This window comes from Streptomyces sp. NPDC051907 (genome assembly GCF_040681075.1).
Classification (GTDB): Bacteria; Actinomycetota; Actinomycetes; order Streptomycetales; family Streptomycetaceae; genus Streptomyces.
In genome coordinates, this window is record NZ_JBFAYB010000029.1 from 1 (window position 1) to 18875 (window position 18875).

Annotated in this window: 17 protein-coding genes; 13 read left to right on the plus strand and 4 right to left on the minus strand. The window is 71.4% G+C overall.

Translation table 11 applies throughout. The annotated features are described in order from the left end of the window. Positions 1-78: 78 nt before the first annotated feature. Both AB0M39_RS17550 and AB0M39_RS17555 read right to left on the minus strand, forming a co-directional pair. Positions 79-1308 (minus strand): DUF349 domain-containing protein, encoded by a 1230-nt coding sequence (locus AB0M39_RS17550; protein WP_365365143.1) that lies wholly within the window; start codon positions 1306-1308, stop codon positions 79-81. 176 nt (positions 1309-1484) lie between these two features. Next, positions 1485-2249, minus strand: coding sequence for a peptidylprolyl isomerase (locus AB0M39_RS17555; protein WP_365365145.1), 765 nt, complete (start codon positions 2247-2249; stop codon positions 1485-1487). A 156-nt stretch (positions 2250-2405) separates the two neighbouring features. Here AB0M39_RS17555 and AB0M39_RS17560 point away from each other — a divergent pair, with 156 nt between their 5' ends. The 4 genes from AB0M39_RS17560 (at position 2406) to AB0M39_RS17575 (ending at position 6565) form a co-directional block, all read left to right on the plus strand. After that, positions 2406-3113, plus strand: a complete 708-nt coding sequence (locus AB0M39_RS17560; RefSeq protein ID WP_365365147.1) for an MBL fold metallo-hydrolase — start codon at positions 2406-2408, stop codon at positions 3111-3113. 11 nt (positions 3114-3124) lie between these two features. After that, positions 3125-4387, plus strand: a complete 1263-nt coding sequence (gene hisS, locus AB0M39_RS17565) for a histidine--tRNA ligase (RefSeq protein ID WP_365365149.1) — start codon at positions 3125-3127, stop codon at positions 4385-4387. Between the two features lie 105 nt (positions 4388-4492). Then, on the plus strand, positions 4493-5098 hold the full coding sequence (locus AB0M39_RS17570) for a vitamin K epoxide reductase family protein (protein WP_365365151.1): 606 nt from the start codon (positions 4493-4495) through the stop codon (positions 5096-5098). A 78-nt stretch (positions 5099-5176) separates the two neighbouring features. Continuing rightward, on the plus strand, positions 5177-6565 hold the full coding sequence (locus AB0M39_RS17575; RefSeq protein ID WP_365365153.1) for a replication-associated recombination protein A: 1389 nt from the start codon (positions 5177-5179) through the stop codon (positions 6563-6565). Between the two features lie 170 nt (positions 6566-6735). On the opposite strand, the gene AB0M39_RS17580 is transcribed toward AB0M39_RS17575, so the two are convergent. Continuing rightward, entirely contained in the window at positions 6736-7440 is a 705-nt protein-coding gene (locus tag AB0M39_RS17580; protein ID WP_365365155.1) for a DUF2470 domain-containing protein, read from the minus strand. Between the two features lie 188 nt (positions 7441-7628). Between AB0M39_RS17580 and rpsD the strand changes: the two genes are divergently transcribed. Next, positions 7629-8243 carry a 30S ribosomal protein S4 gene (gene rpsD / locus AB0M39_RS17585; protein WP_365365157.1) on the plus strand — a complete coding sequence of 205 codons (615 nt, stop codon included), beginning with the start codon at positions 7629-7631 and terminating at the stop codon, positions 8241-8243. Between the two features lie 46 nt (positions 8244-8289). On the opposite strand, the gene AB0M39_RS17590 is transcribed toward rpsD, so the two are convergent. After that, the gene (locus AB0M39_RS17590) at positions 8290-10488 is read right to left on the minus strand and encodes an AAA family ATPase (protein ID WP_365365159.1); all 2199 of its coding nucleotides are present in this window, start codon (positions 10486-10488) and stop codon (positions 8290-8292) included. Positions 10489-10645: 157 nt separating this feature from the next. Here AB0M39_RS17590 and AB0M39_RS17595 point away from each other — a divergent pair, with 157 nt between their 5' ends. The 8 genes from AB0M39_RS17595 (at position 10646) to aroC (ending at position 18851) form a co-directional block, all read left to right on the plus strand. Then, the gene (locus AB0M39_RS17595) at positions 10646-11083 is read left to right on the plus strand and encodes a DUF948 domain-containing protein (RefSeq protein WP_365365161.1); all 438 of its coding nucleotides are present in this window, start codon (positions 10646-10648) and stop codon (positions 11081-11083) included. Positions 11084-11089: 6 nt separating this feature from the next. Beyond that, positions 11090-11437, plus strand: coding sequence for a DUF6167 family protein (locus tag AB0M39_RS17600; protein WP_365365163.1), 348 nt, complete (start codon positions 11090-11092; stop codon positions 11435-11437). Beyond that, positions 11437-14106: an alanine--tRNA ligase gene (gene alaS / locus AB0M39_RS17605; RefSeq protein ID WP_365365165.1), complete on the plus strand. Its 2670-nt coding sequence runs from the start codon at positions 11437-11439 to the stop codon at positions 14104-14106. The genes AB0M39_RS17600 and alaS overlap by 1 nt, the downstream gene beginning before the upstream one ends. After that, positions 14106-14576 carry a Holliday junction resolvase RuvX gene (ruvX, locus tag AB0M39_RS17610; RefSeq protein WP_365365167.1) on the plus strand — a complete coding sequence of 157 codons (471 nt, stop codon included), beginning with the start codon at positions 14106-14108 and terminating at the stop codon, positions 14574-14576. Before alaS ends, ruvX begins: the two co-directional genes overlap by 1 nt. A gap of 107 nt (positions 14577-14683) precedes the next feature. Further along, a complete protein-coding gene (gene mltG, locus AB0M39_RS17615) occupies positions 14684-16366 on the plus strand; it encodes an endolytic transglycosylase MltG (protein WP_365365169.1) in 1683 nt (560 codons plus the stop codon). Next, positions 16363-17196: a shikimate dehydrogenase gene (locus AB0M39_RS17620; protein WP_365365171.1), complete on the plus strand. Its 834-nt coding sequence runs from the start codon at positions 16363-16365 to the stop codon at positions 17194-17196. Before mltG ends, AB0M39_RS17620 begins: the two co-directional genes overlap by 4 nt. Continuing rightward, the gene (locus tag AB0M39_RS17625) at positions 17193-17357 is read left to right on the plus strand and encodes a hypothetical protein (RefSeq protein ID WP_365365173.1); all 165 of its coding nucleotides are present in this window, start codon (positions 17193-17195) and stop codon (positions 17355-17357) included. The genes AB0M39_RS17620 and AB0M39_RS17625 overlap by 4 nt, the downstream gene beginning before the upstream one ends. Before the next feature lie 309 nt (positions 17358-17666). Then, the gene (gene aroC / locus AB0M39_RS17630) at positions 17667-18851 is read left to right on the plus strand and encodes a chorismate synthase (RefSeq protein WP_365365175.1); all 1185 of its coding nucleotides are present in this window, start codon (positions 17667-17669) and stop codon (positions 18849-18851) included. The last annotated feature ends 24 nt before the right edge of the window (positions 18852-18875 follow it).

Sequence of the window (18875 nt, forward strand, 5' to 3'; positions counted from 1 at the left end):
CTCCCGAACCACTGCGGGTTCGGGAGGCCCCTTCCGTCGGCCCTGGCGGAGCCCAGAGCGGCAGGCTCGGCGCCGTGCTCAGCCGCCGAACTCCTCCAGACCCTTCAGGGCCTGGTCGAGCAGCGCCTGACGCCCCTCGAGCTCCTTGGCGAGCTTGTCCGCCTTGGCGTTGTTGCCCGCCGCGCGCGCCGCGTCGATCTGGCCGCGCAGCTTGTCCACGGCGGCCTGGAGCTGGCCGGTCAGCCCCTCGGCACGCGCACGCGCCTCAGGGTTGGTCCGCCGCCACTCGTTCTCCTCGGTCTCCTGCAGCGCCCGCTCCACCGCGTGCATCCGGCCCTCGACCTTGGGACGGGCGTCGCGCGGCACATGGCCGATGGCCTCCCAGCGCTCGTTGACGGCCCTGAAGGCGGCACGCGCGGCCTTGAGGTCCGTCACCGGCACCAGCTTCTCGGCCTCGACGGCGAGCTCCTCCTTGAGCTTGAGGTTCTCCGCCTGCTCGGCGTCCCGCTCGGCGAAGACGCCGCTGCGGGCCGCGAAGAAGACGTCCTGGGCGCCGCGGAAACGGTTCCACAGGTCGTCCTCGGCCTCGCGCTGCGCGCGGCCCGCGGCCTTCCAGTCCGCCATCAGCTCGCGGTAGCGAGCGGCCGTGGCGCCCCAGTCGGTGGAGCCGGAGAGCGACTCGGCCTCGGCGACCAGCTTCTCCTTGGCCTTGCGGGCCTCCTCGCGCTGGGCGTCCAGCGAGGCGAAGTGCGCCTTGCGGCGCTTGGAGAACGCCGAGCGGGCGTGCGAGAAGCGGTGCCACAGCTCGTCGTCGGACTTCCGGTCGAGCCGGGGAAGGCCCTTCCAGGTGTCCACCAGGGCCCGCAGCCGCTCGCCCGCGGAGCGCCACTGCTCGCTCTGCGCCAGCTCCTCGGCCTCGGCGACCAGCGCCTCCTTGGCGTGGCGCGCCTCGTCGCTCTGCTTCGCCTTCTGGACCTTGCGCTCCTCGCGGCGCTTCTCGACGGTCGAGACGAGCGCGTCGAGGCGTTTCTTCAGCGCGTCGAGGTCGCCCACCGCGTGATGCTCGTCCACCTGCTGGCGCAGATGGTCGATCGCGGTCTGGGCGTCCTTGGCCGAAAGGTCGGTGGTCTTCACCCGCCGCTCGAGGAGGCCGATCTCGACCACCAAGCCCTCGTACTTGCGCTCGAAATAGGCCAGGGCCTCCTCGGGAGTTCCGGCCTGCCACGATCCGACGACCTGCTCGCCATCGGCAGTACGCACGTACACGGTGCCCGTCTCGTCGACGCGGCCCCACGGGTCGCTGCTCACAGCGCCTCCTCCACCTGATGCCTGCGAGGGGGTTCGCCCCCCGGGCATCGTCCACAGTTTCCTGGACGGGCCTCGCCCGCCTTCCACAGCGCGAACCGGGCCCACGCTGCACAACGCCCAATCTAGGCGACCGGCCGCCCGGCTGTCCGCACTCAGCGCGGCCGAAATTCCCCGGCTCACACCTTCGGGACGGCCGCCTTCTCAAGGGTGACGGACGTCTTGGGAGCGCCGTCCGAGCCGCCGCCGTCGACGCCGGCCTTCGCCACCTCCTGCACGGCCTTGAGGCCCTTGGCGTCCATCTTCCCGAACGGGGTGTACGTCGGGGGCAGCCTGGAGTCCTTGTAGACGAGGAAGAACTGGCTGCCGCCGGTGTTCGGCGCGCTGGTGTTGGCCATCGCGACCGTTCCCGCGGGGAACGCCACCTTGCCGTCGTCGCCCGCCTTGCCCAGCCCGTCCAGGTTCTCGTCGGGGATGTTGTAGCCCGGGCCGCCCTGGCCGTTGCCCTTCGGGTCGCCGCACTGGAGGACGAAGATGCCCTCCGTGGTCAGGCGGTGACACTTCGTGCCGTTGAAGTAGCCCTTGTCCGCGAGCGACTTGAACGAGTTCACGGTGTGCGGGGTCTTCGCCGCGTCCATGGCGATGGAGACCTCGCCCCGGTCCGTCGTCAGGTCCAGCGAGTACTTCGCCTTCTTGTCGATCGCCATGGCGGGCTCGCCGGAGTCGGCGGTGGGGGCGTCGTCCTTCTTCTTGGCCGCGTCGTCGCCGTCGGCCAGTCCGATCAAGACGTAGGCGGCGCCGCCCGCGGCGAGGACCACGGCCAGCACGGCCGCGATGACCGCGTTGCGCTGCTTGGCCTTCTTCTTCGCCTCCGTACGGCGCTGCTGCTGCCGCTCGAACTTCTCTCGGGCGAGCTGCCGCCGCCGCTGATCGCTGCTGACCACCGGGTCTTCTCCTTGTAGGTCGGAATGTGCGTCGCTGGCCCCGTACCGTATACGGGTTGGCTGTGGAATGAGCAGCGCCGGTAGGCTCTGATCTGCTGCATCCCGCTGTATTTCGACACAGCGAAACCCCGTCGGACGACCACACTGAGGACGATCGTGCTTATTGCCGGGTTCCCCGCCGGGGCCTGGGGGACCAACTGCTATCTGGTCGCCCCCGCCGCAGGCGAGGAGTGCGTGATCATCGACCCGGGCCACCAGGCCGCCCAGGGAGTCGAGGAGACGCTGAAGAAGCATCGGCTCAAGCCCGTCGCCGTCGTGCTCACCCATGGCCACATCGACCATGTCGCCTCCGTCGTCCCGGTGTGCGGCGCGCACGACGTGCCGGCGTGGATCCACCCCGCCGACCGGTACATGATGAGCGACCCGGAGAAGGCGCTCGGCCGCTCGATCGGGATGCCGCTCATGGGCGAGCTGACCGTGGGAGAGCCGGACGACGTCCACGAGCTCACCGACGGCGCGAAGCTGAGCCTGGCCGGTCTGGAGCTGTCCGTCGCGCACGCGCCCGGCCATACCAAGGGGTCGGTGACCTTCCAGATGCCCGAGGCAGCGGACATTCCGTCGGTCTTCTTCTCGGGCGATCTGCTCTTCGCCGGCTCCGTCGGACGCACGGACCTGCCCGGCGGCGACCACGCCGAGATGCTCGAGTCGCTGGCGCGTGTGTGCCTGCCGCTCGACGACTCGACCGTGGTGCTGTCCGGCCACGGCCCCCAGACGACCATCGGCCGCGAGCGCGCCTCGAACCCGTATCTGCGGGACGTGGCCGCCTGCCTCGGGAGCTTCGACGCTCCCCGACGAGGAATGTGACGACTTCTCACGTGAGTACTTTCCAGGCCCCCAAGGGCACGTACGACCTGATCCCGCCGCGCTCCGCGAAGTACCTCGCGGTGCGCGAGGCGATCGCCGCGCCGCTGCGCGGCTCCGGCTACGGCTACATCGAGACGCCCGGCTTCGAGAACGTCGAGCTGTTCTCGCGCGGCGTGGGCGAGTCCACCGACATCGTCTCCAAGGAGATGTACGCCTTCGAGACCAAGGGCGGCGACAAGCTGGCGCTGCGCCCCGAGGGCACGGCCTCCGTGCTGCGCGCCGCGCTGGAGGCCAATCTGCACAAGGCCGGAAACCTCCCGGTCAAGCTCTGGTACTCCGGCTCGTACTACCGCTACGAGAAGCCCCAGGCGGGCCGCTACCGCCACTTCTCGCAGGTCGGCGCCGAGGCGATCGGCACCGAGGACCCGGCGCTGGACGCCGAGCTGATCATTCTTGCCGACCAGGCGTACCGCTCGCTCGGGCTGCGCCAGTTCCGCATCCTGCTGAACTCCCTGGGCGACAAGGAGTGCCGCCCGGTGTACCGGGACGCGCTGCAGGGCTTCCTGCGCGCGCTCGACCTGGACGAGGACACCCGCCGCCGGATCGAGATCAACCCGCTGCGGGTGCTCGACGACAAGCGCGCCGACGTGCAGAAGCAGCTGGTGGGCGCGCCGCTGCTGCGCGACTACCTGTGCGACGCGTGCAAGGCGTACCACGAGGAGGTGCGCGAGCTGCTCGGCGCGGCCGGCGTGGTCTTCGAGGACGACGAGAAGCTGGTGCGCGGGCTCGACTACTACACGCGCACGACCTTCGAGTTCGTCCACGACGGCCTGGGCTCGCAGTCCGCGGTGGGCGGCGGCGGCCGCTACGACGGCCTCTCCGAGATGATCGGCGGCCCGGCGCTGCCGTCGGTGGGCTGGGCGCTCGGCGTGGACCGCACGGTCCTGGCGCTGGACGCGGAGGGCGTCGAGCTGCCCATCCCGGCCACCACGTCCGTCTTCGCGGTGCCCCTCGGCGACGAGGCGCGCAAGGTCCTGTTCGGCCTGGTGCGCGAGCTGCGCAACGCGGGCGTGGCGGCGGACTTCGCGTACGGGGGCAAGGGCATGAAGGCGGCGATGAAGGCCGCCAACCGCTCGGGCGCCCCCTTCGCGATCGTGGCCGGCGAGCGGGACCTCGCCGAGGGCGCGGTCCAGCTGAAGGACATGGAGAGCGGAGAGCAGTCGGCTGTGGCGCTGGCCGAGGTGGTCGCGACGGTGCGAGCACGGCTCGCGTGAGGAACGAGGGCGCCGGGCGGCCCTAGCCGCCCGGCGTGGTCTCCCGCGGCGGGCAGCCGCGCCCGCCGGAGAACGGTGGTTACTCCATACGGCAGAATGCTCGGCATGACGCAAGCGGGTGCACAGACCACAGGGACCGTCGGCGGCAGTCGCCCCTTCGCCTGGCTGCTGATGATCACGGGCGCGGCGGGCCTGCTCGCCTCCTGGATCATCACGATCGACAAGTTCAAGCTGCTGGAGGACCCGAGCTTCACGCCGGGCTGCAGCCTCAACCCGATCGTCTCCTGCGGCAACATCATGAAGAGCGAGCAGGCGTCGGTCTTCGGCTTCCCCAACCCGATGCTCGGGCTCGTGACGTACGCCGTGGTGATCGCCGTCGGCGCCGGGCTGCTGGCCGGGGCGCGCTACCGCCGCTGGTTCTGGCTCGGCCTGAACGCGGGCACGCTCTTCGGCGTCGGCTTCTGCACCTGGCTCCAGTACCAGTCGCTCTACACCATCGGCTCCCTCTGCCTGTGGTGCTCGCTGGCCTGGGTCGCCACCATCGTCATGTTCTGCTACGTCACGGTCCACAACATCGAGCACCGGATCGTGAAGGTGCCCGAGGTCCTGCGCAAGGGCCTGCTCGAGTTCCACTGGGTTCCGCCCGTCCTGTGGATCGGCGTCATCGGCATGCTGATCCTGACCCGCTGGTGGGACTTCTGGACCAGCTGATCCCGCCAGGGACAGCCGTCGCCGTCGCCGGACGCCCTTCGCCGGGCGTTGTCAGTGGGCTGGCATAGGCTTCACCGCGTGGAGCCCGACCTCTTTACCGCCGCAGCCGAAGACCGCCAGGAGAAGGATCCGTCCAGCAGCCCCCTGGCCGTACGGATGCGCCCGCGCACCCTCGACGAAGTCGTCGGCCAGCGGCATCTGCTGAAGCCGGGCTCCCCGCTGCGCCGGCTCGTCGGCGAGGGCGGCGGCGGCCCCGCCGGACCCTCCTCGGTGATCCTCTGGGGCCCGCCCGGCATCGGCAAGACGACCCTCGCGTACGTCGTCTCCAAGGCGACGAACAAGCGCTTCGTCGAGCTCTCCGCGATCACCGCGGGCGTCAAGGAGGTCCGGGCGGTCATCGAGGGCGCCCGCCGGGCCACCGGCGGGTACGGCAAGGAGACCGTCCTCTTCCTCGACGAGATCCACCGCTTCTCCAAGGCCCAGCAGGACTCGCTGCTGCCCGCCGTGGAGAACCGCTGGGTGACGCTGATCGCCGCGACCACCGAGAACCCGTACTTCTCGATCATCTCTCCGCTGCTCTCCCGCTCCCTGCTGCTCACGCTGGAGTCGCTGACCGACGACGACCTGAGCGGTCTGCTGCGCCGGGCGCTGGAGGAGGAGCGGGGGCTGGGCGGCGCCGTCGCGCTCCCCGAGGACGCCGAGGCGCATCTGCTGCGGATCGCGGGCGGCGACGCCCGCCGCGCGCTGACCGCCCTGGAGGCCGCGGCCGGCGCGGCGCTCGACAAGAGCGAGAAGGAGATCACCCTCCAGACGCTGGAGGAGACCGTCGACCGCGCGGCGGTGACCTACGACCGCGACGGAGACCAGCACTACGACGTGGCGAGCGCGCTCATCAAGTCCATCCGCGGCTCCGACGTGGACGCAGCGCTGCACTATCTGGCCCGGATGATCGAGGCGGGGGAGGACCCGCGGTTCATCGCGCGCCGGCTGATGATCTCGGCGAGCGAGGACATCGGCCTCGCCGACCCGACGGCCCTGCCGACCGCGGTCGCCGCGGCCCAGGCGGTGGCCATGATCGGTTTCCCCGAGGCCGCTCTCACCCTCAGCCACGCCACGATCGCGCTGGCCCTGGCCCCCAAGTCGAACGCCGCCACCACGGCGATCTTCGCCGCCCAGCAGGATGTGCGCAACGGCCTGGCCGGACCGGTCCCGCCGCATCTGCGCGACGGCCACTACAAGGGCGCGGCCAAGCTGGGCCATGCGCAGGGCTATGTCTATCCGCACGACGTCGCGGGCGGCATCGCCGCCCAGCAGTACGCCCCCGACGCGGTGCACGGCAAGCGGTACTACGAACCGACGCGGTACGGCGCGGAGGCGCGGTACGCCGACGTGGTGGAGAAGGTGCGCGAACGGCTGGGCCGGGGCGGCGCCCCGGACGCGCAGGACGGCTCCGCCGAAGCGCGCTGAGGGCGTGGGCGCAGAGGACCTGGGCGGGCGCGGCGAGCAGCGGGGTGTCGTGCCGGGACGAGGCCGTCGAGCTCGCCGAAGCCGAAGCCGAAGCCGCAGCCGCGGTCGTCACGTCCGGCCGGGCGGGCCTGCGCCGTGGCCCCGCCGTTCGGTGCGCGGCGGCACGCCGTTCAGTGCGCCGCGGCCTCGAAGAGGGTGTGCATGGCGCGGCGCAGCTCGGTGACGTCGCGCACCGGCTCGGGGAAGTCGAAGCGCGCGTCGAAGGACTTCTGGCCGGTGAAGCGCACCCGCAGCCCGAACCGGTCCAGCGCCAGCGGCACGGCTTTGCAGCCGTCCCCGCCCGCCCCGGCGATGTGCTCCGCGCGGTCGCCGAGCAGTACGGACAGCTCCTGCACCTGGGCGCTGTGCGCGGAGTGCAGATGCTGGAGCAGGTCGGTCTCGTGCGAGACCAGCGGGTCGACGGACGCTTTCGCGAAGTCCTCCGGCTCGACGCCGTCCGCGCCCCACAGATCGTCCACGGACGCCTCGCCGACCTCGAGGCGGAGCATCATCCAGCCGGGCTCGGCGGCCAGCCCGGGCGCGGTGGTGAGCCAGCCGGAGACCCAGGCGCGGCCGCGGATGCGGTTGGGCACGGAGACCGGCGCGACGTCGGTGATCTCCAGCACAGCGGCCAGCTCGTCGTCCTGGGCGTGCGTGGCGGCGCGTACGGCCGGGGAGTCCGCGGGGAAGAGCAGGAACACCTCGCCGTCGGCGCCCACGGCCCTGGCCTGTGGGGTCAGCTGGTCGGGACGGGCCCCTTCCAGGCCCGGGACCAGCAGTACCGCGGAGCATGTACTCTGTACGAGAGTTCGTGTGCGCTCGGCTGCTGACGGCATCCGAGTGATTTCAAGCCCGCTGGGACGCGGCTGACCATGAGCTGATCGGACCTCCGTCGCCTCGACGCTCTGAGAAGCGTCGACGTTCTTTGTGCTGTCCGTGATGCGCTTGGTGTTCCCAGGGCGAGACATGCGATCTCCTTGAGTAAGGTGAGCCTAACCTAACCTACAATGGAGGTCTGGAGAACGTGCCTAACCAGTCGCGTCCCAAGGTCAAGAAGTCGCGCGCTCTCGGTATCGCGCTGACGCCGAAGGCTGTCAAGTACTTCGAAGCGCGCCCCTACCCGCCGGGCGAGCACGGCCGTGGCCGCAAGCAGAACTCGGACTACAAGGTCCGTCTGCTCGAGAAGCAGCGTCTGCGTGCGCAGTACGACGTTTCCGAGCGTCAGCTGGTCCGCGCCTACGAGCGCGCCAGCAAGGTCCAGGCCAAGACCGGCGAGGCCCTGATCATCGAGCTCGAGCGCCGCCTCGACGCCCTGGTCCTGCGTTCGGGCATCGCCCGCACCATCTACCAGGCCCGTCAGATGGTCGTCCACGGCCACATCGAGGTCAACGGCGGCAAGGTCGACAAGCCGTCCTTCCGCGTCCGTCCCGACGACGTCGTGATGGTCCGCGAGCGCTCGCGCGAGAAGAGCCTCTTCCAGGTCGCGCGCGAGGGTGGCTTCGCCGCCGACGGCGAGACCCCGCGCTACCTGCAGGTCAACCTGAAGGCCCTGGCGTTCCGCCTGGACCGCGACCCGCAGCGCAAGGAGATCCCGGTCATCTGCGACGAGCAGCTGGTCGTCGAGTACTACGCCCGCTGATCCCGGGCCCCCAGCGGAAGCTGGGGGAGTAGCCGCTCACAGCGCTTCAGCCCGCCGTCTCCCCGCCGTCGCCGGTGGGAGAGCCGGCGGGCTCTCGCGTCTCCAGGGGCGCCGGGCGCACGCTGTTGCGCTGGGCCGGGGGAGCGGGGCGGCGCTCCCGGGCGGCCAGCGCCCGCTCCACCGCCGCGTCCAGAGCGAGCCCGCGCCCCTCCCGTACGCAGGCCGCGTACCGCTCCGGGCCCAGCACCTCGCCGGCCCGCTGCTCGCACAGCGCGCGCGGGGCGCCGAAATAGCCGGATCCGAACAGCGGCAGACCGACCGAGTCCCACACCGGGGCCGCGGCCCCCTGGAGCACCGCGGCCTCCGCCGGGTCGCCCTCGCTCGCGGTCACCAGCGCCAGCAGCTCGATCGCCAGCACCAGCCCCACCAGGTCGTGGAACCGGTGGTCGATGACGATGCACTGGCCGAGCAGCTCCCGCGCCCGGCCGTGCTCGCCCGCGGTCCACGCCGCGTACGCCAGGACGTACAGCGCGTAGGCGCGGGTCCACAGCTCGCCCCGCTCCTCGCAGACCTCCCGCACCTCCTCGCAGAGCGCGACCGCCGCATCCAGCTGGTTCTGGAAGACGAGCGTCATGGCCAGCTCGATCTGGCCCATCAGCACATTGCTGTTCAGCTCGCCGACGTCCCGGTACGAGGCGAGCGCCGAGCGCAGCAGCTCCTCCGCGCGCGTCATGTCGTCCGAGACGAGCGCCAGACAGCCCAGGCGGTGGGCGGCGTACGCGGCGGCCACCGGGTTCTGCGTGCGCTCGGCGCCCTCCTGGCACGCGTACAGCGCCCCCGCCCCCGCGGCGCCGTCCCCCTGGAGGATCGCCACATAGCCGAGCACCCACAGCGCCTTCAGCCGCGACTCCTCGTGCCGTGCCTCCACCGCCAGGACCCGGTCCAGCCAGAGCCTGCCCTCGGCGAGCCGGCCGCAGCCGACCCAGTAGAACCAGAGCGTCCCCGCCAGATACTGGCCCAGGTGCGCCTCGTCCGGATGCTCCAGGCAGTACTCCATCGCCTCGCGCAGATTGGGCAGCGCGCTCTCGGTGCAGTCGGCGACCTCGGCCTGGCGCGGACTGAACCAGTCCAGCTCGCACCAGGTGGCCAGGCCCATGTACCAGTCGCGGTGCCGTCTGCGCATCCGCTCGTCGTCGCCGAGCGACCGCAGCCAGTCGGCGCCGTACGCCCGGACCGTGTCGAGCATGCGGTAGCGCACGCCCGCGGTCGCCTCCTCGCGCAAGAGGACCGACTGGGCGAGCAGCTCGCCGAGCACGTCGACCACGGTGTCGGACGGCAGGTCCGGGCCGCTGCAGACGTATTCCACCGCCTCCAGGTCGAACTGGCCGGCGAAGACCGAGAGCCGCGCCCACAGCAGCCGCTCCGGCGGGGTGCACAGCTCATGGCTCCAGCCCACCGCCGTGCGCAGCGTCTGGTGGCGCGGCAGAGCGCCCCGGGCGCCGCAGGTCAGCAGGGCGAAGCGGTCGTCCAGCCGGTGCAGGACCTGGTCCAGGGAGAGGACGAGCAGCCGTCCCGCGGCCAGCTCCAGCGCCAGCGGGATGCCGTCGAGACGGCGGCAGAGCTCGCGGACCGAGGCGTCGACCTCGTTCGTCAGCCGGAAGCCGGGCCGCACCGCGGCGGCCCGGTCGGCGAAGAGCTCGACGCCGTCCTGCTCGGTCAGCGGAGGCAGCTGGAGCAGATGCTCGCCGTCCACCCGCAGCGGCCGGCGGCCCGCGGCCAGCACCTGGACGCCCGGAGCGCAGCGCAGCACCTCCCGTACGAGCTCCGCGCAGTCGTCCACGAGCTGCTCGAAGCCGTCGAGGACGATCAGCATCCGAAGCTCGCGGACATGGTCGAGCAGGACGTCGCGCGGCGGCCTGCTGGTGTGGTCGGTGACGCCCAGCGCCTCGATCACGGCGTGGACCAGCACCCAGGGATCGCGCAGGGTGGAGAGCTCGACCAGCCGCACCCCGTCGACGTACCGATTCTGCAGCTCGGCCGCGCCGTGGAGGGCGAAGCGGGACTTCCCGGCGCCGCCGGCGCCGACGACGGTGACCAGACGGGCCTCGTCCAGCAGCCCGCCGAGCCGAGCGAGCTCCCGCGCGCGTCCGACGAACTGGTTGAGCTCGGCGGGGAGACGGCCTTGAGCAGGGGGAATACCCGGATGGTCGTCGGGCGATGGAACAGAGCGCGGGGGGCGTCGCATGAGATACGGAGCGTACTCGCGTGCATGCGCTGCGTACAATCCAGGCGGTAACTCCCGCCCCCCGGACCGCTAATGCGGTATGGGGCGCGGCCCTGGGCGCGATAGGGTCGGAGGACGATTTCCGAGGTGTCCACAGACGAGCAGAGAGCGGTGCGCAGTGACCGGTGGAGAGGTTGCCGGGATCCTGGTGGCCGTGTTCTGGGCGATCTTGGTCTCCTTCCTCGCCGTGGTGCTGGCGAGGCTGGCCCAGACGCTCAAGGCGACCACCAGACTCGTGGCGGAAGTGACCGAGCAGGCGGTGCCCTTGATGGCGGACGCCTCCGCGACGGTGCGCTCCGCGCAGACGCAGCTGGACCGGGTGGACGCCATCGCCTCGGACGTCCAGGAGGTCGCCTCCAACGCCTCCGCGCTCTCCTCGACGGTCGCCTCGACCTTCGGCGGCCCGCTCGTCAAGGTCGCCGCCTTCGGCTACGGCGTCCGACGGGCCTTGAGCCGCAAGGGCGACGACATGCCGGCCGAGCCGTCCCGGCGTACCGTGATCATCGGTCGCACGGTGCCGTCCGCCCGGCGCACGAACAAGAAGCGGAAGGGCTGACGCGCGATGTTCCGCCGTACGTTCTGGTTCACCGCGGGCGCCGCCGCCGGTGTGTGGGCCACCACGAAGGTCAACCGCAAGATCAAGCAGTTGACCCCCGAGAGCCTCGCCGCTCAGGCCGCGAACAAGGCGATCGAGACCGGCCACAAGCTCAAGGACTTCGCGCTCGACGTCCGGGCCAACATGGTCCAGCGCGAGGCCGAACTGGGCGAGGCGCTGGGCCTGGAGGGGCAGCCCGACCCCGAGCTTCCCGCGCAGCGGCGTCTGGCGGCCCTCGGGCAGCCGCAGCAGGCCAAGCACCCCAAGCACCCCAAGCACTCCTACAACTCGTACAACCGGAATGAGGACCACTGATGGAGTCGGCTGAAATCCGCCGCCGCTGGCTGAGCTTCTTCGAGGAGCGCGGGCACACCGTCGTCCCTTCGGCGTCGCTCATCGCGGACGACCCGACTCTGCTCCTCGTGCCCGCGGGCATGGTCCCCTTCAAGCCCTACTTCCTGGGCGAGGTCAAGCCGCCGTTCGCCCGCGCCTCCAGCGTGCAGAAGTGCGTGCGCACGCCGGACATCGAAGAGGTCGGCAAGACCACCCGCCACGGCACGTTCTTCCAGATGTGCGGCAACTTCTCGTTCGGCGACTACTTCAAGGAAGGGGCCATCAAGCTCGCCTGGGAGCTCCTTACCTCTTCGGTGGAGCACGGCGGCTACGGCCTCGACCCGGAGCGCCTGTGGATCACCGTCTACCAGGAGGACGACGAGGCCGAGCGGATCTGGCGCGACGTCGTCGGCGTCCCCGCCGAGCGCATCCAGCGCCTCGGCAAGAAGGACAACTACTGGTCGATGGGCGTCCCCGGCCCCTGCGGCCCCTGTTCCGAGATCAACTACGACCGCGGCCCCGAGTTCGGCGTCGAGGGCGGCCCGGCCGTCAACGACGAGCGGTACGTGGAGATCTGGAACCTCGTCTTCATGCAGTACGAGCGCGGCGAGGGCACCTCGAAGGAGGACTTCGAGATCCTCGGCGACCTGCCGTCGAAGAACATCGACACCGGCCTCGGTCTCGAGCGCCTGGCGATGATCCTCCAGGGCGTGCAGAACATGTACGAGACCGACACCCTCAAGGTCGTCATCGACAAGGGCACCGAGCTCAGCGGCGTCGCCTACGGCAAGTCCCACGACAGCGACGTGTCGCTGCGCGTGGTCGCCGACCATATGCGCACCTCCGTGATGCTCATCGGCGACGGCGTCACCCCCGGCAACGAGGGCCGCGGCTATGTGCTGCGCCGCATCATGCGCCGCGCCGTGCGCAACATGCGTCTGCTCGGCGCCACCGGCCCGGTCGTGCGGGAGCTCGTCGACACCGTGATCGACACGATGGGCGAGCAGTACCCGGAGCTGGTCACCGACCGCAAGCGCATCGAGACCGTCGCCCTCGCCGAGGAGGCCGCCTTCCTGAAGGCCCTCAAGGGCGGCACCAACATCCTCGACACCGCCGTCACCGAGACCAAGGCCGCCGGCGGCACGGTCCTCGCCGGCGACAAGGCGTTCCTGCTCCACGACACCTGGGGCTTCCCGATCGACCTCACCCTGGAGATGGCCGCCGAGCAGGGCCTGTCCGTGGACGAGGCCGGCTTCCGCCGTCTGATGCAGGAGCAGCGGGACCGGGCCAAGGCCGACGCCAAGGCCAAGAAGACCGGCCACGCCGACGTCACCGCCTACCGCGAGATCGCCGACGGCAACGGCGCCACCGAGTTCACCGGCTACACCAACACCGAGGGCGAGAGCACGGTCGTCGGCCTGCTGGTCAACGGCCTGCCGTCGCCCGCCGCCACCGAGGGCGACGACGTCGAGGTCGTCCTCGACCGCACCCCGTTCTACGCCGAGGGCGGCGGCCAGCTCGCCGACCAGGGCCGTATCAAGCTGCACAGCGGCGCCGTCGTCGAGATCCGCGACGTGCAGCAGCCGGTCCCGGGCGTCACCGTGCACAAGGGCTCCGTCCAGGTCGGCGAGGTGACGGTCGGCTCCACCGCCTACACCACCATCGACGTACGCCGCCGCCGGGCCATCGCCCGCGCCCACAGCGCCACCCACCTCACGCACCAGGCGCTGCGCGACGCCCTGGGCCCCACGGCCGCCCAGGCCGGCTCGGAGAACTCGCCCGGTCGCTTCCGCTTCGACTTCGGCTCGCCGAACGCGGTGCCCGGCACGGTCCTCACGGACGTCGAGCAGAAGATCAACGAGGTTCTGTCGCGGGAGCTCGACGTGCACGCCGAGGTCATGTCGATCGACGAGGCCAAGCGCCAGGGCGCCATCGCCGAGTTCGGCGAGAAGTACGGCGAGCGGGTCCGCGTCGTGACGATCGGCGACTTCTCCAAGGAGCTGTGCGGCGGCACGCACGTCCACAACACCGCCCAGCTGGGTCTGGTGAAGCTGCTCGGCGAGTCGTCGATCGGCTCCGGCGTGCGCCGGGTCGAGGCCCTCGTCGGCGTCGACGCGTACAACTTCCTCGCCCGCGAGCACACGGTCGTCGCCCAGCTCCAGGAGCTGGTCAAGGGCCGCCCCGAGGAGCTGCCGGAGAAGATCTCCGCCATGCTCGGCAAGCTGAAGGACGCCGAGAAGGAGATCGAGAAGTTCCGCGCGGAGAAGGTCCTCCAGGCCGCCGCCGGCCTGGTCGAGTCCGCCAAGGACGTCCGCGGTGTGGCGCTGGTGACCGGTCAGGTCCCCGACGGCACCTCCGCCGACGACCTGCGCAAGCTGGTGCTCGACGTCCGCGGTCGCATCCAGGGCGACCGCCCGGCCGTCGTGGCCCTGTTCACCACGGCGAACGGCCGCCCGCTGACCGTGATCGCCACCAACGAGGCCGCCCGTGAGCGCGGTCTCAAGGCCGGCGACCTGGTCCGCACGGCCGCCAAGACGCTGGGCGGCGGCGGTGGCGGCAAGCCGGACGTCGCCCAGGGCGGCGGCCAGAACCCGGACGCCGTCGACGACGCCATGGCCGCCGTCGAGCGTCTCGTCGCCGAAACCGCCTGATGTCGATCCGCCGGGGCCGCCGCCTCGCGATCGACGTCGGGGACGCCCGGATCGGGGTCGCCTCGTGCGACCCCGACGGGGTCCTCGCCACGCCGGTGGAGACCGTGCCGGGACGCGACGTCCCGGCCGCCCACCGGCGGCTAAGGCAACTCGTCGAGGAGTACGAGCCCATCGAGGTCGTCGTCGGCCTGCCCCGCTCGCTCAGCGGCGGGGAGGGGCCGGCGGCGGTCAAGGTCCGCGCCTTCGCGCAGACGCTCGCCCGCTCCATCGCCCCTGTCGCCGTCCGACTGGTCGACGAGAGGATGACCACAGTGACGGCCAGTCAGGGACTGCGCGCTTCGGGCGTGAAGTCCAGAAAGGGCCGTTCTGTCATCGACCAGGCGGCCGCCGTGGTGATCCTCCAGAACGCTCTCGAGTCCGAACGAGGGTCCGGCGAGCCCCCCGGCGAGGGCGTCGAAGTGGTTGTCTGATCGCGATACGGTAACGTTCCGCGCGATGCGCCGGTGTTCGAACAGCCGACGCACAGCAAAGAGGCGGCCGTTCCGTTCAGCGTCCGTCTCGCGGCCCTAGGGGATCGATGACTGAGTATGGCCGGGGCCCCGGCTCTGAACCGTGGCATCCCGAGGACCCGTTGTACGGGGACCAGGGATGGGGAGGGCAGCAGGCCGCGGACGGCCATGCTTCCTACGGCGGCCAGCCGCAGCAGCAGTACCCGCAGCAGCCGCAGCAGCAGTACGGTCAGCACGACCAGTACCAGCAGGACCCGTATCAGCAGCAGTACGGCCAGCAGCAGCCTCAGCAGCCGCAGCACCCGCAGCAGCAGTACGACCAGCAGCAGTACAACGGCGGCTGGGACACGGGTCAGCAGGCCGCGATGCCGTACGGCGCCGATCCGACCGATCCCTACGGCGGTCAGCAGCCCGGCTACGGCGGTGAGCGCGCCGACTACTACGCCACCCCCGAGGCCTACCCGCCGCCGCAGCCCCCGGGCCGGCGGCCCGAGCCCGAGCCCGAGGCCGAGCAGCCCGCCCCCGACTGGCAGGGCGAGGCGCCGCAGGAGGAGACCCACCCCTTCTTCGCCGGCGACGACCGTGACGACGACGGCGACGACGACGGGCGCGAGTCGCGCCGGGGCGACGGCCGGGAGCGCCGCGGCAAGGGCAAGGGCAAGAAGAAGAGCCGCAACGGCGTCGCGTGCCTGGTCGTCGCTGTGGTCCTGGTGGGCGGTCTCGGCGGAGTGGGCTACTTCGGCTACCAGTTCTGGCAGGGCAAGTTCGGCGCGGCCGAGGACTACGAGGGCGCGGGCAGCGGCTCGACCCAGGTCACCGTGCCCAAGGGCGCGGGTCTGTCGCAGATCGGCCAGATCCTCGCCGAGGCCGGGGTCGTCAAGAGCTCGGGCGCTTTCGTCTCCGCGGCCAACGCCAACCCCGAGGGCAAGTCCATCCAGGCCGGGGTCTACACCCTCAGCAAGGAGATGTCCGGGGCGAACGCCGTCAAGGAGATGCTCAGCCCCGCCAGCCGCAACAACCTCATCATTCCCGAGGGCAAGCGGAACGCGTACGTCTACGAGCAGATCGACAAGCGCCTCTCCCTCAAGGCCGGCACGACCAAGGCCGTCGCGAAGGAGAAGGCCAAGAGCCTCGGCCTGCCGAAGTGGGCGAACGACGACTCGGACATCAAGGACCCGCTGGAAGGATTCCTCTTCCCCGCGAGCTACCCGGTCGCCAAGGGCATGAAGCCCGAGGAGGTCCTGGAGAAGATGGTGGCCCGCGCCAACGAGGAGTTCGGCAAGAAGGACCTCGAGGCCGAGGCCCAGAAGCTCGGCCTGAAGTCGCCGCTCCAGGTGCTCACCGTCGCGAGCCTCGTCCAGGCCGAGGGCAAGTACAAGCACGACTTCGACAAGGTCTCGCGGGTCGTCTACAACCGCCTCAAGCCGAACAACGCCGAGACGGTCGGCCGGCTGGAGTTCGACTCGACGATCAACTACATCCGCAGCGAGAGCAAGCTGGACCTCGGCGCGGTCGACAACCTGCGGAAGATCAAGGACCCGTACAACACGTACGACATCAAGGGCCTGCCGCCCGGTCCGATCGGCAACCCGGGTCTGTCCGCCTTCAACTCGGCGCTCAAGCCCACGCCCGGCCCCTGGTACTACTTCGTGTCGGTCACCGAGGACCAGACGCTCTTCGCGGTCACCAACGCGGAGCACGAGCGGAACCGGAAGAAGTACGAGGAACAGCAGGAGAAGAACGGCCAGTGAGCACTCCCAAGCGGGCGGCGGTCCTCGGATCGCCGATCGCCCACTCGCTCTCGCCGGTGCTGCACCGCGCGGCGTACGCGGAGCTCGGCCTGTCCGACTGGTCGTACGACCGGTTCGAGGTGGACGAGGCCGGGCTGCCCGGGTTCATGGCGGGGCTCGAGGGCGCCTGGGCGGGGCTGTCGCTGACGATGCCGCTCAAGCGGGCGGTCATCCCGCTGCTCGACGGCGTCAGCGACACGGCCGCCTCGGTCGAGGCGGTGAACACCGTGGTGTTCGCCGAGGACGGCCGGAAGCTGGGCGACAACACCGACATTCCCGGCATGATCGCCGCTCTGCGCGAGCGGGGCGTCGACCGGGTCGAGTCGGCCGCCGTGCTCGGCGCCGGCGCGACCGCGTCCTCGGCGCTCGCCGCGCTCGCCCAGATCTGCGCCGGTCCGGTCACCGCGTATGTGCGCAGCGCCGCCCGGGCGCGGGAGATGCGCGGCTGGGGGGAGCGGCTCGGCGTCGACGTGCGGATCGCCGACTGGGCGGAGGCGCCGGCCGCGCTGGAGGCGCCCCTGGTCGTCGCCACCACCCCGGCCGGGACGACGGACGAGCTGGCGGCCGAGGCGCCTGAGCGGCCCGGCACGCTCTTCGACGTGCTGTACGAGCCGTGGCCGACCGCGCTGGCGGCCGGCTGGGCGGCGCGGGGCGGCGCGGTCGTGGGCGGCCTGGACCTCCTCGTCCACCAGGCGGTGCTCCAGGTCGAGCAGATGACCGGCCGCAAGCCGGCCCCGCTGGCGGCCATGCGGGCCGCGGGCGAGCGGGCGCTGGCCGGGGGCGGCGCATGACGCTCGCGGGGCAGCTGCCCGAGGACGTCTTCCGGTTCCTCGTGCGGCTCGTGCCGTTCGAGGCGTATCTCGGGCTGGCCGTCGGCGTCGCGGTGATCGTGCTGCTGGCGAAGGCGCGACGGGCCGCCGCCAGGTCCTCCGCTTCCGGTTCTTCCGGCTGACAGGCTTCTCCGGCTGACCGGACGCTGCTGCACGCTCCAGGGCCCCGTCGCATCGAGGTCGGCATCGACCGTCTCGTCCACGCTCTGGCGTGCGCTGTCGGTCCAGACGCCGTCGTCGGTCACCGGCAGGAACCGGCCGCGACGAAGCTGTCCGCCGGCAGACCCGCGTTTGCGGGCCCGCTCGGCGTCCGTCTGCTGGACCGGCGACCGGGTCGGGTCCCAGGTCATGGGAGGATCAGAGGGAGGCGGGCCAGGGCCGCGCACCCGGTCGCGCCGTCGCAGTTCGAGGCGCGAGCATGAGGAGCACCGTTGAGCAGGTTGCGTTGGCTGACCGCGGGGGAGTCGCACGGACCCGCACTGGTGGCGACGCTGGAGGGTCTTCCCGCCGGTGTGCCGGTCACCACCGAGATGGTGGCGGACCACCTGGCCCGGCGCCGGCTGGGCTACGGCCGCGGCGCGCGGATGAAGTTCGAGCGCGACGAGGTCACCTTCCTCGGCGGTGTACGCCACGGCCTGACCATGGGCTCGCCGGTCGCCGTGATGGTCGGCAACACCGAGTGGCCCAAGTGGGAGCAGGTCATGTCGGCCGACCCGGTCGACCCCGAGGAGCTCGCCAAGCTGGCCCGCAACGCCCCGCTGACCCGCCCGCGCCCCGGCCACGCCGACCTCGCGGGCATGCAGAAGTACGCGCTGGACGAGGCTCGGCCGATCCTCGAGCGGGCGAGCGCCCGTGAGACGGCGGCGCGCGTGGCGCTGGGCGCGGTGGCACGCTCGTACCTCAAGGAGACGACCGGCGTCGAGATCGTCTCGCACGTCGTCGAGCTCGCCGCCGCCAAGGCGCCCTACGGCGTCTACCCCACCCCCGCCGACGAGGCGCGGCTGGACGAGGACCCGGTGCGCTGCCTGGACGCGGACGCGTCGAAGGCGATGGTCGCGGAGATCGACCAGGCCCACAAGGACGGCGACACCCTGGGCGGCGTCGTGGAGGTCCTGGCCTACGGCGTCCCCGTCGGCCTCGGCTCGCACGTCCACTGGGACCGCCGGCTGGACGCCCGACTGGCCGCCGCGCTCATGGGCATCCAGGCGATCAAGGGCGTCGAGGTCGGCGACGGCTTCGACCTCGCCCGCGTCCCCGGCTCCAAGGCGCACGACGAGATCGTCCCGACCGCGGACGGCATCCGCCGCTCCACCGGCCGCTCCGGCGGCACCGAGGGCGGCATGTCGACCGGCGAGCTGCTGCGCGTGCGCGCCGCGATGAAGCCGATCGCGACGGTCCCGCGCGCCCTCGCCACGATCGACGTCACCACCGGCGAGGTCGCCCAGGCCCACCACCAGCGCTCCGACGTCTGCGCCGTCCCGGCCGCCGGCATCGTGGCCGAGGCGATGGTCGCGCTCGTCCTCGCCGACGCCGTCGCGGAGAAGTTCGGCGGCGACAGCGTCGCCGAGACCCGCCGCAACGTGCAGTCCTACCTCGAGAACCTGCACATCCGGTGAGCGCCCCGCTGATCGTCCTGGTCG

What these genes read in the sequence shown, in the direction of transcription:
- AB0M39_RS17570 (WP_365365151.1), top strand. Translation starts at nt 4,493, where the DNA reads ATGACGCAAGCGGGTGCACAGACCACAGGGACCGTCGGCGGCAGTCGC.
- AB0M39_RS17580 (WP_365365155.1), bottom strand. Translation starts at nt 7,440, where the DNA reads ATGCCGTCAGCAGCCGAGCGCACACGAACTCTCGTACAGAGTACATGC.
- AB0M39_RS17590 (WP_365365159.1), bottom strand. Translation starts at nt 10,488, where the DNA reads ATGCGACGCCCCCCGCGCTCTGTTCCATCGCCCGACGACCATCCGGGT.
- AB0M39_RS17600 (WP_365365163.1), top strand. Translation starts at nt 11,090, where the DNA reads ATGTTCCGCCGTACGTTCTGGTTCACCGCGGGCGCCGCCGCCGGTGTG.
- alaS (WP_365365165.1), top strand. Translation starts at nt 11,437, where the DNA reads ATGGAGTCGGCTGAAATCCGCCGCCGCTGGCTGAGCTTCTTCGAGGAG.
- ruvX (WP_365365167.1), top strand. Translation starts at nt 14,106, where the DNA reads ATGTCGATCCGCCGGGGCCGCCGCCTCGCGATCGACGTCGGGGACGCC.
- mltG (WP_365365169.1), top strand. Translation starts at nt 14,684, where the DNA reads ATGACTGAGTATGGCCGGGGCCCCGGCTCTGAACCGTGGCATCCCGAG.
- AB0M39_RS17625 (WP_365365173.1), top strand. Translation starts at nt 17,193, where the DNA reads ATGACGCTCGCGGGGCAGCTGCCCGAGGACGTCTTCCGGTTCCTCGTG.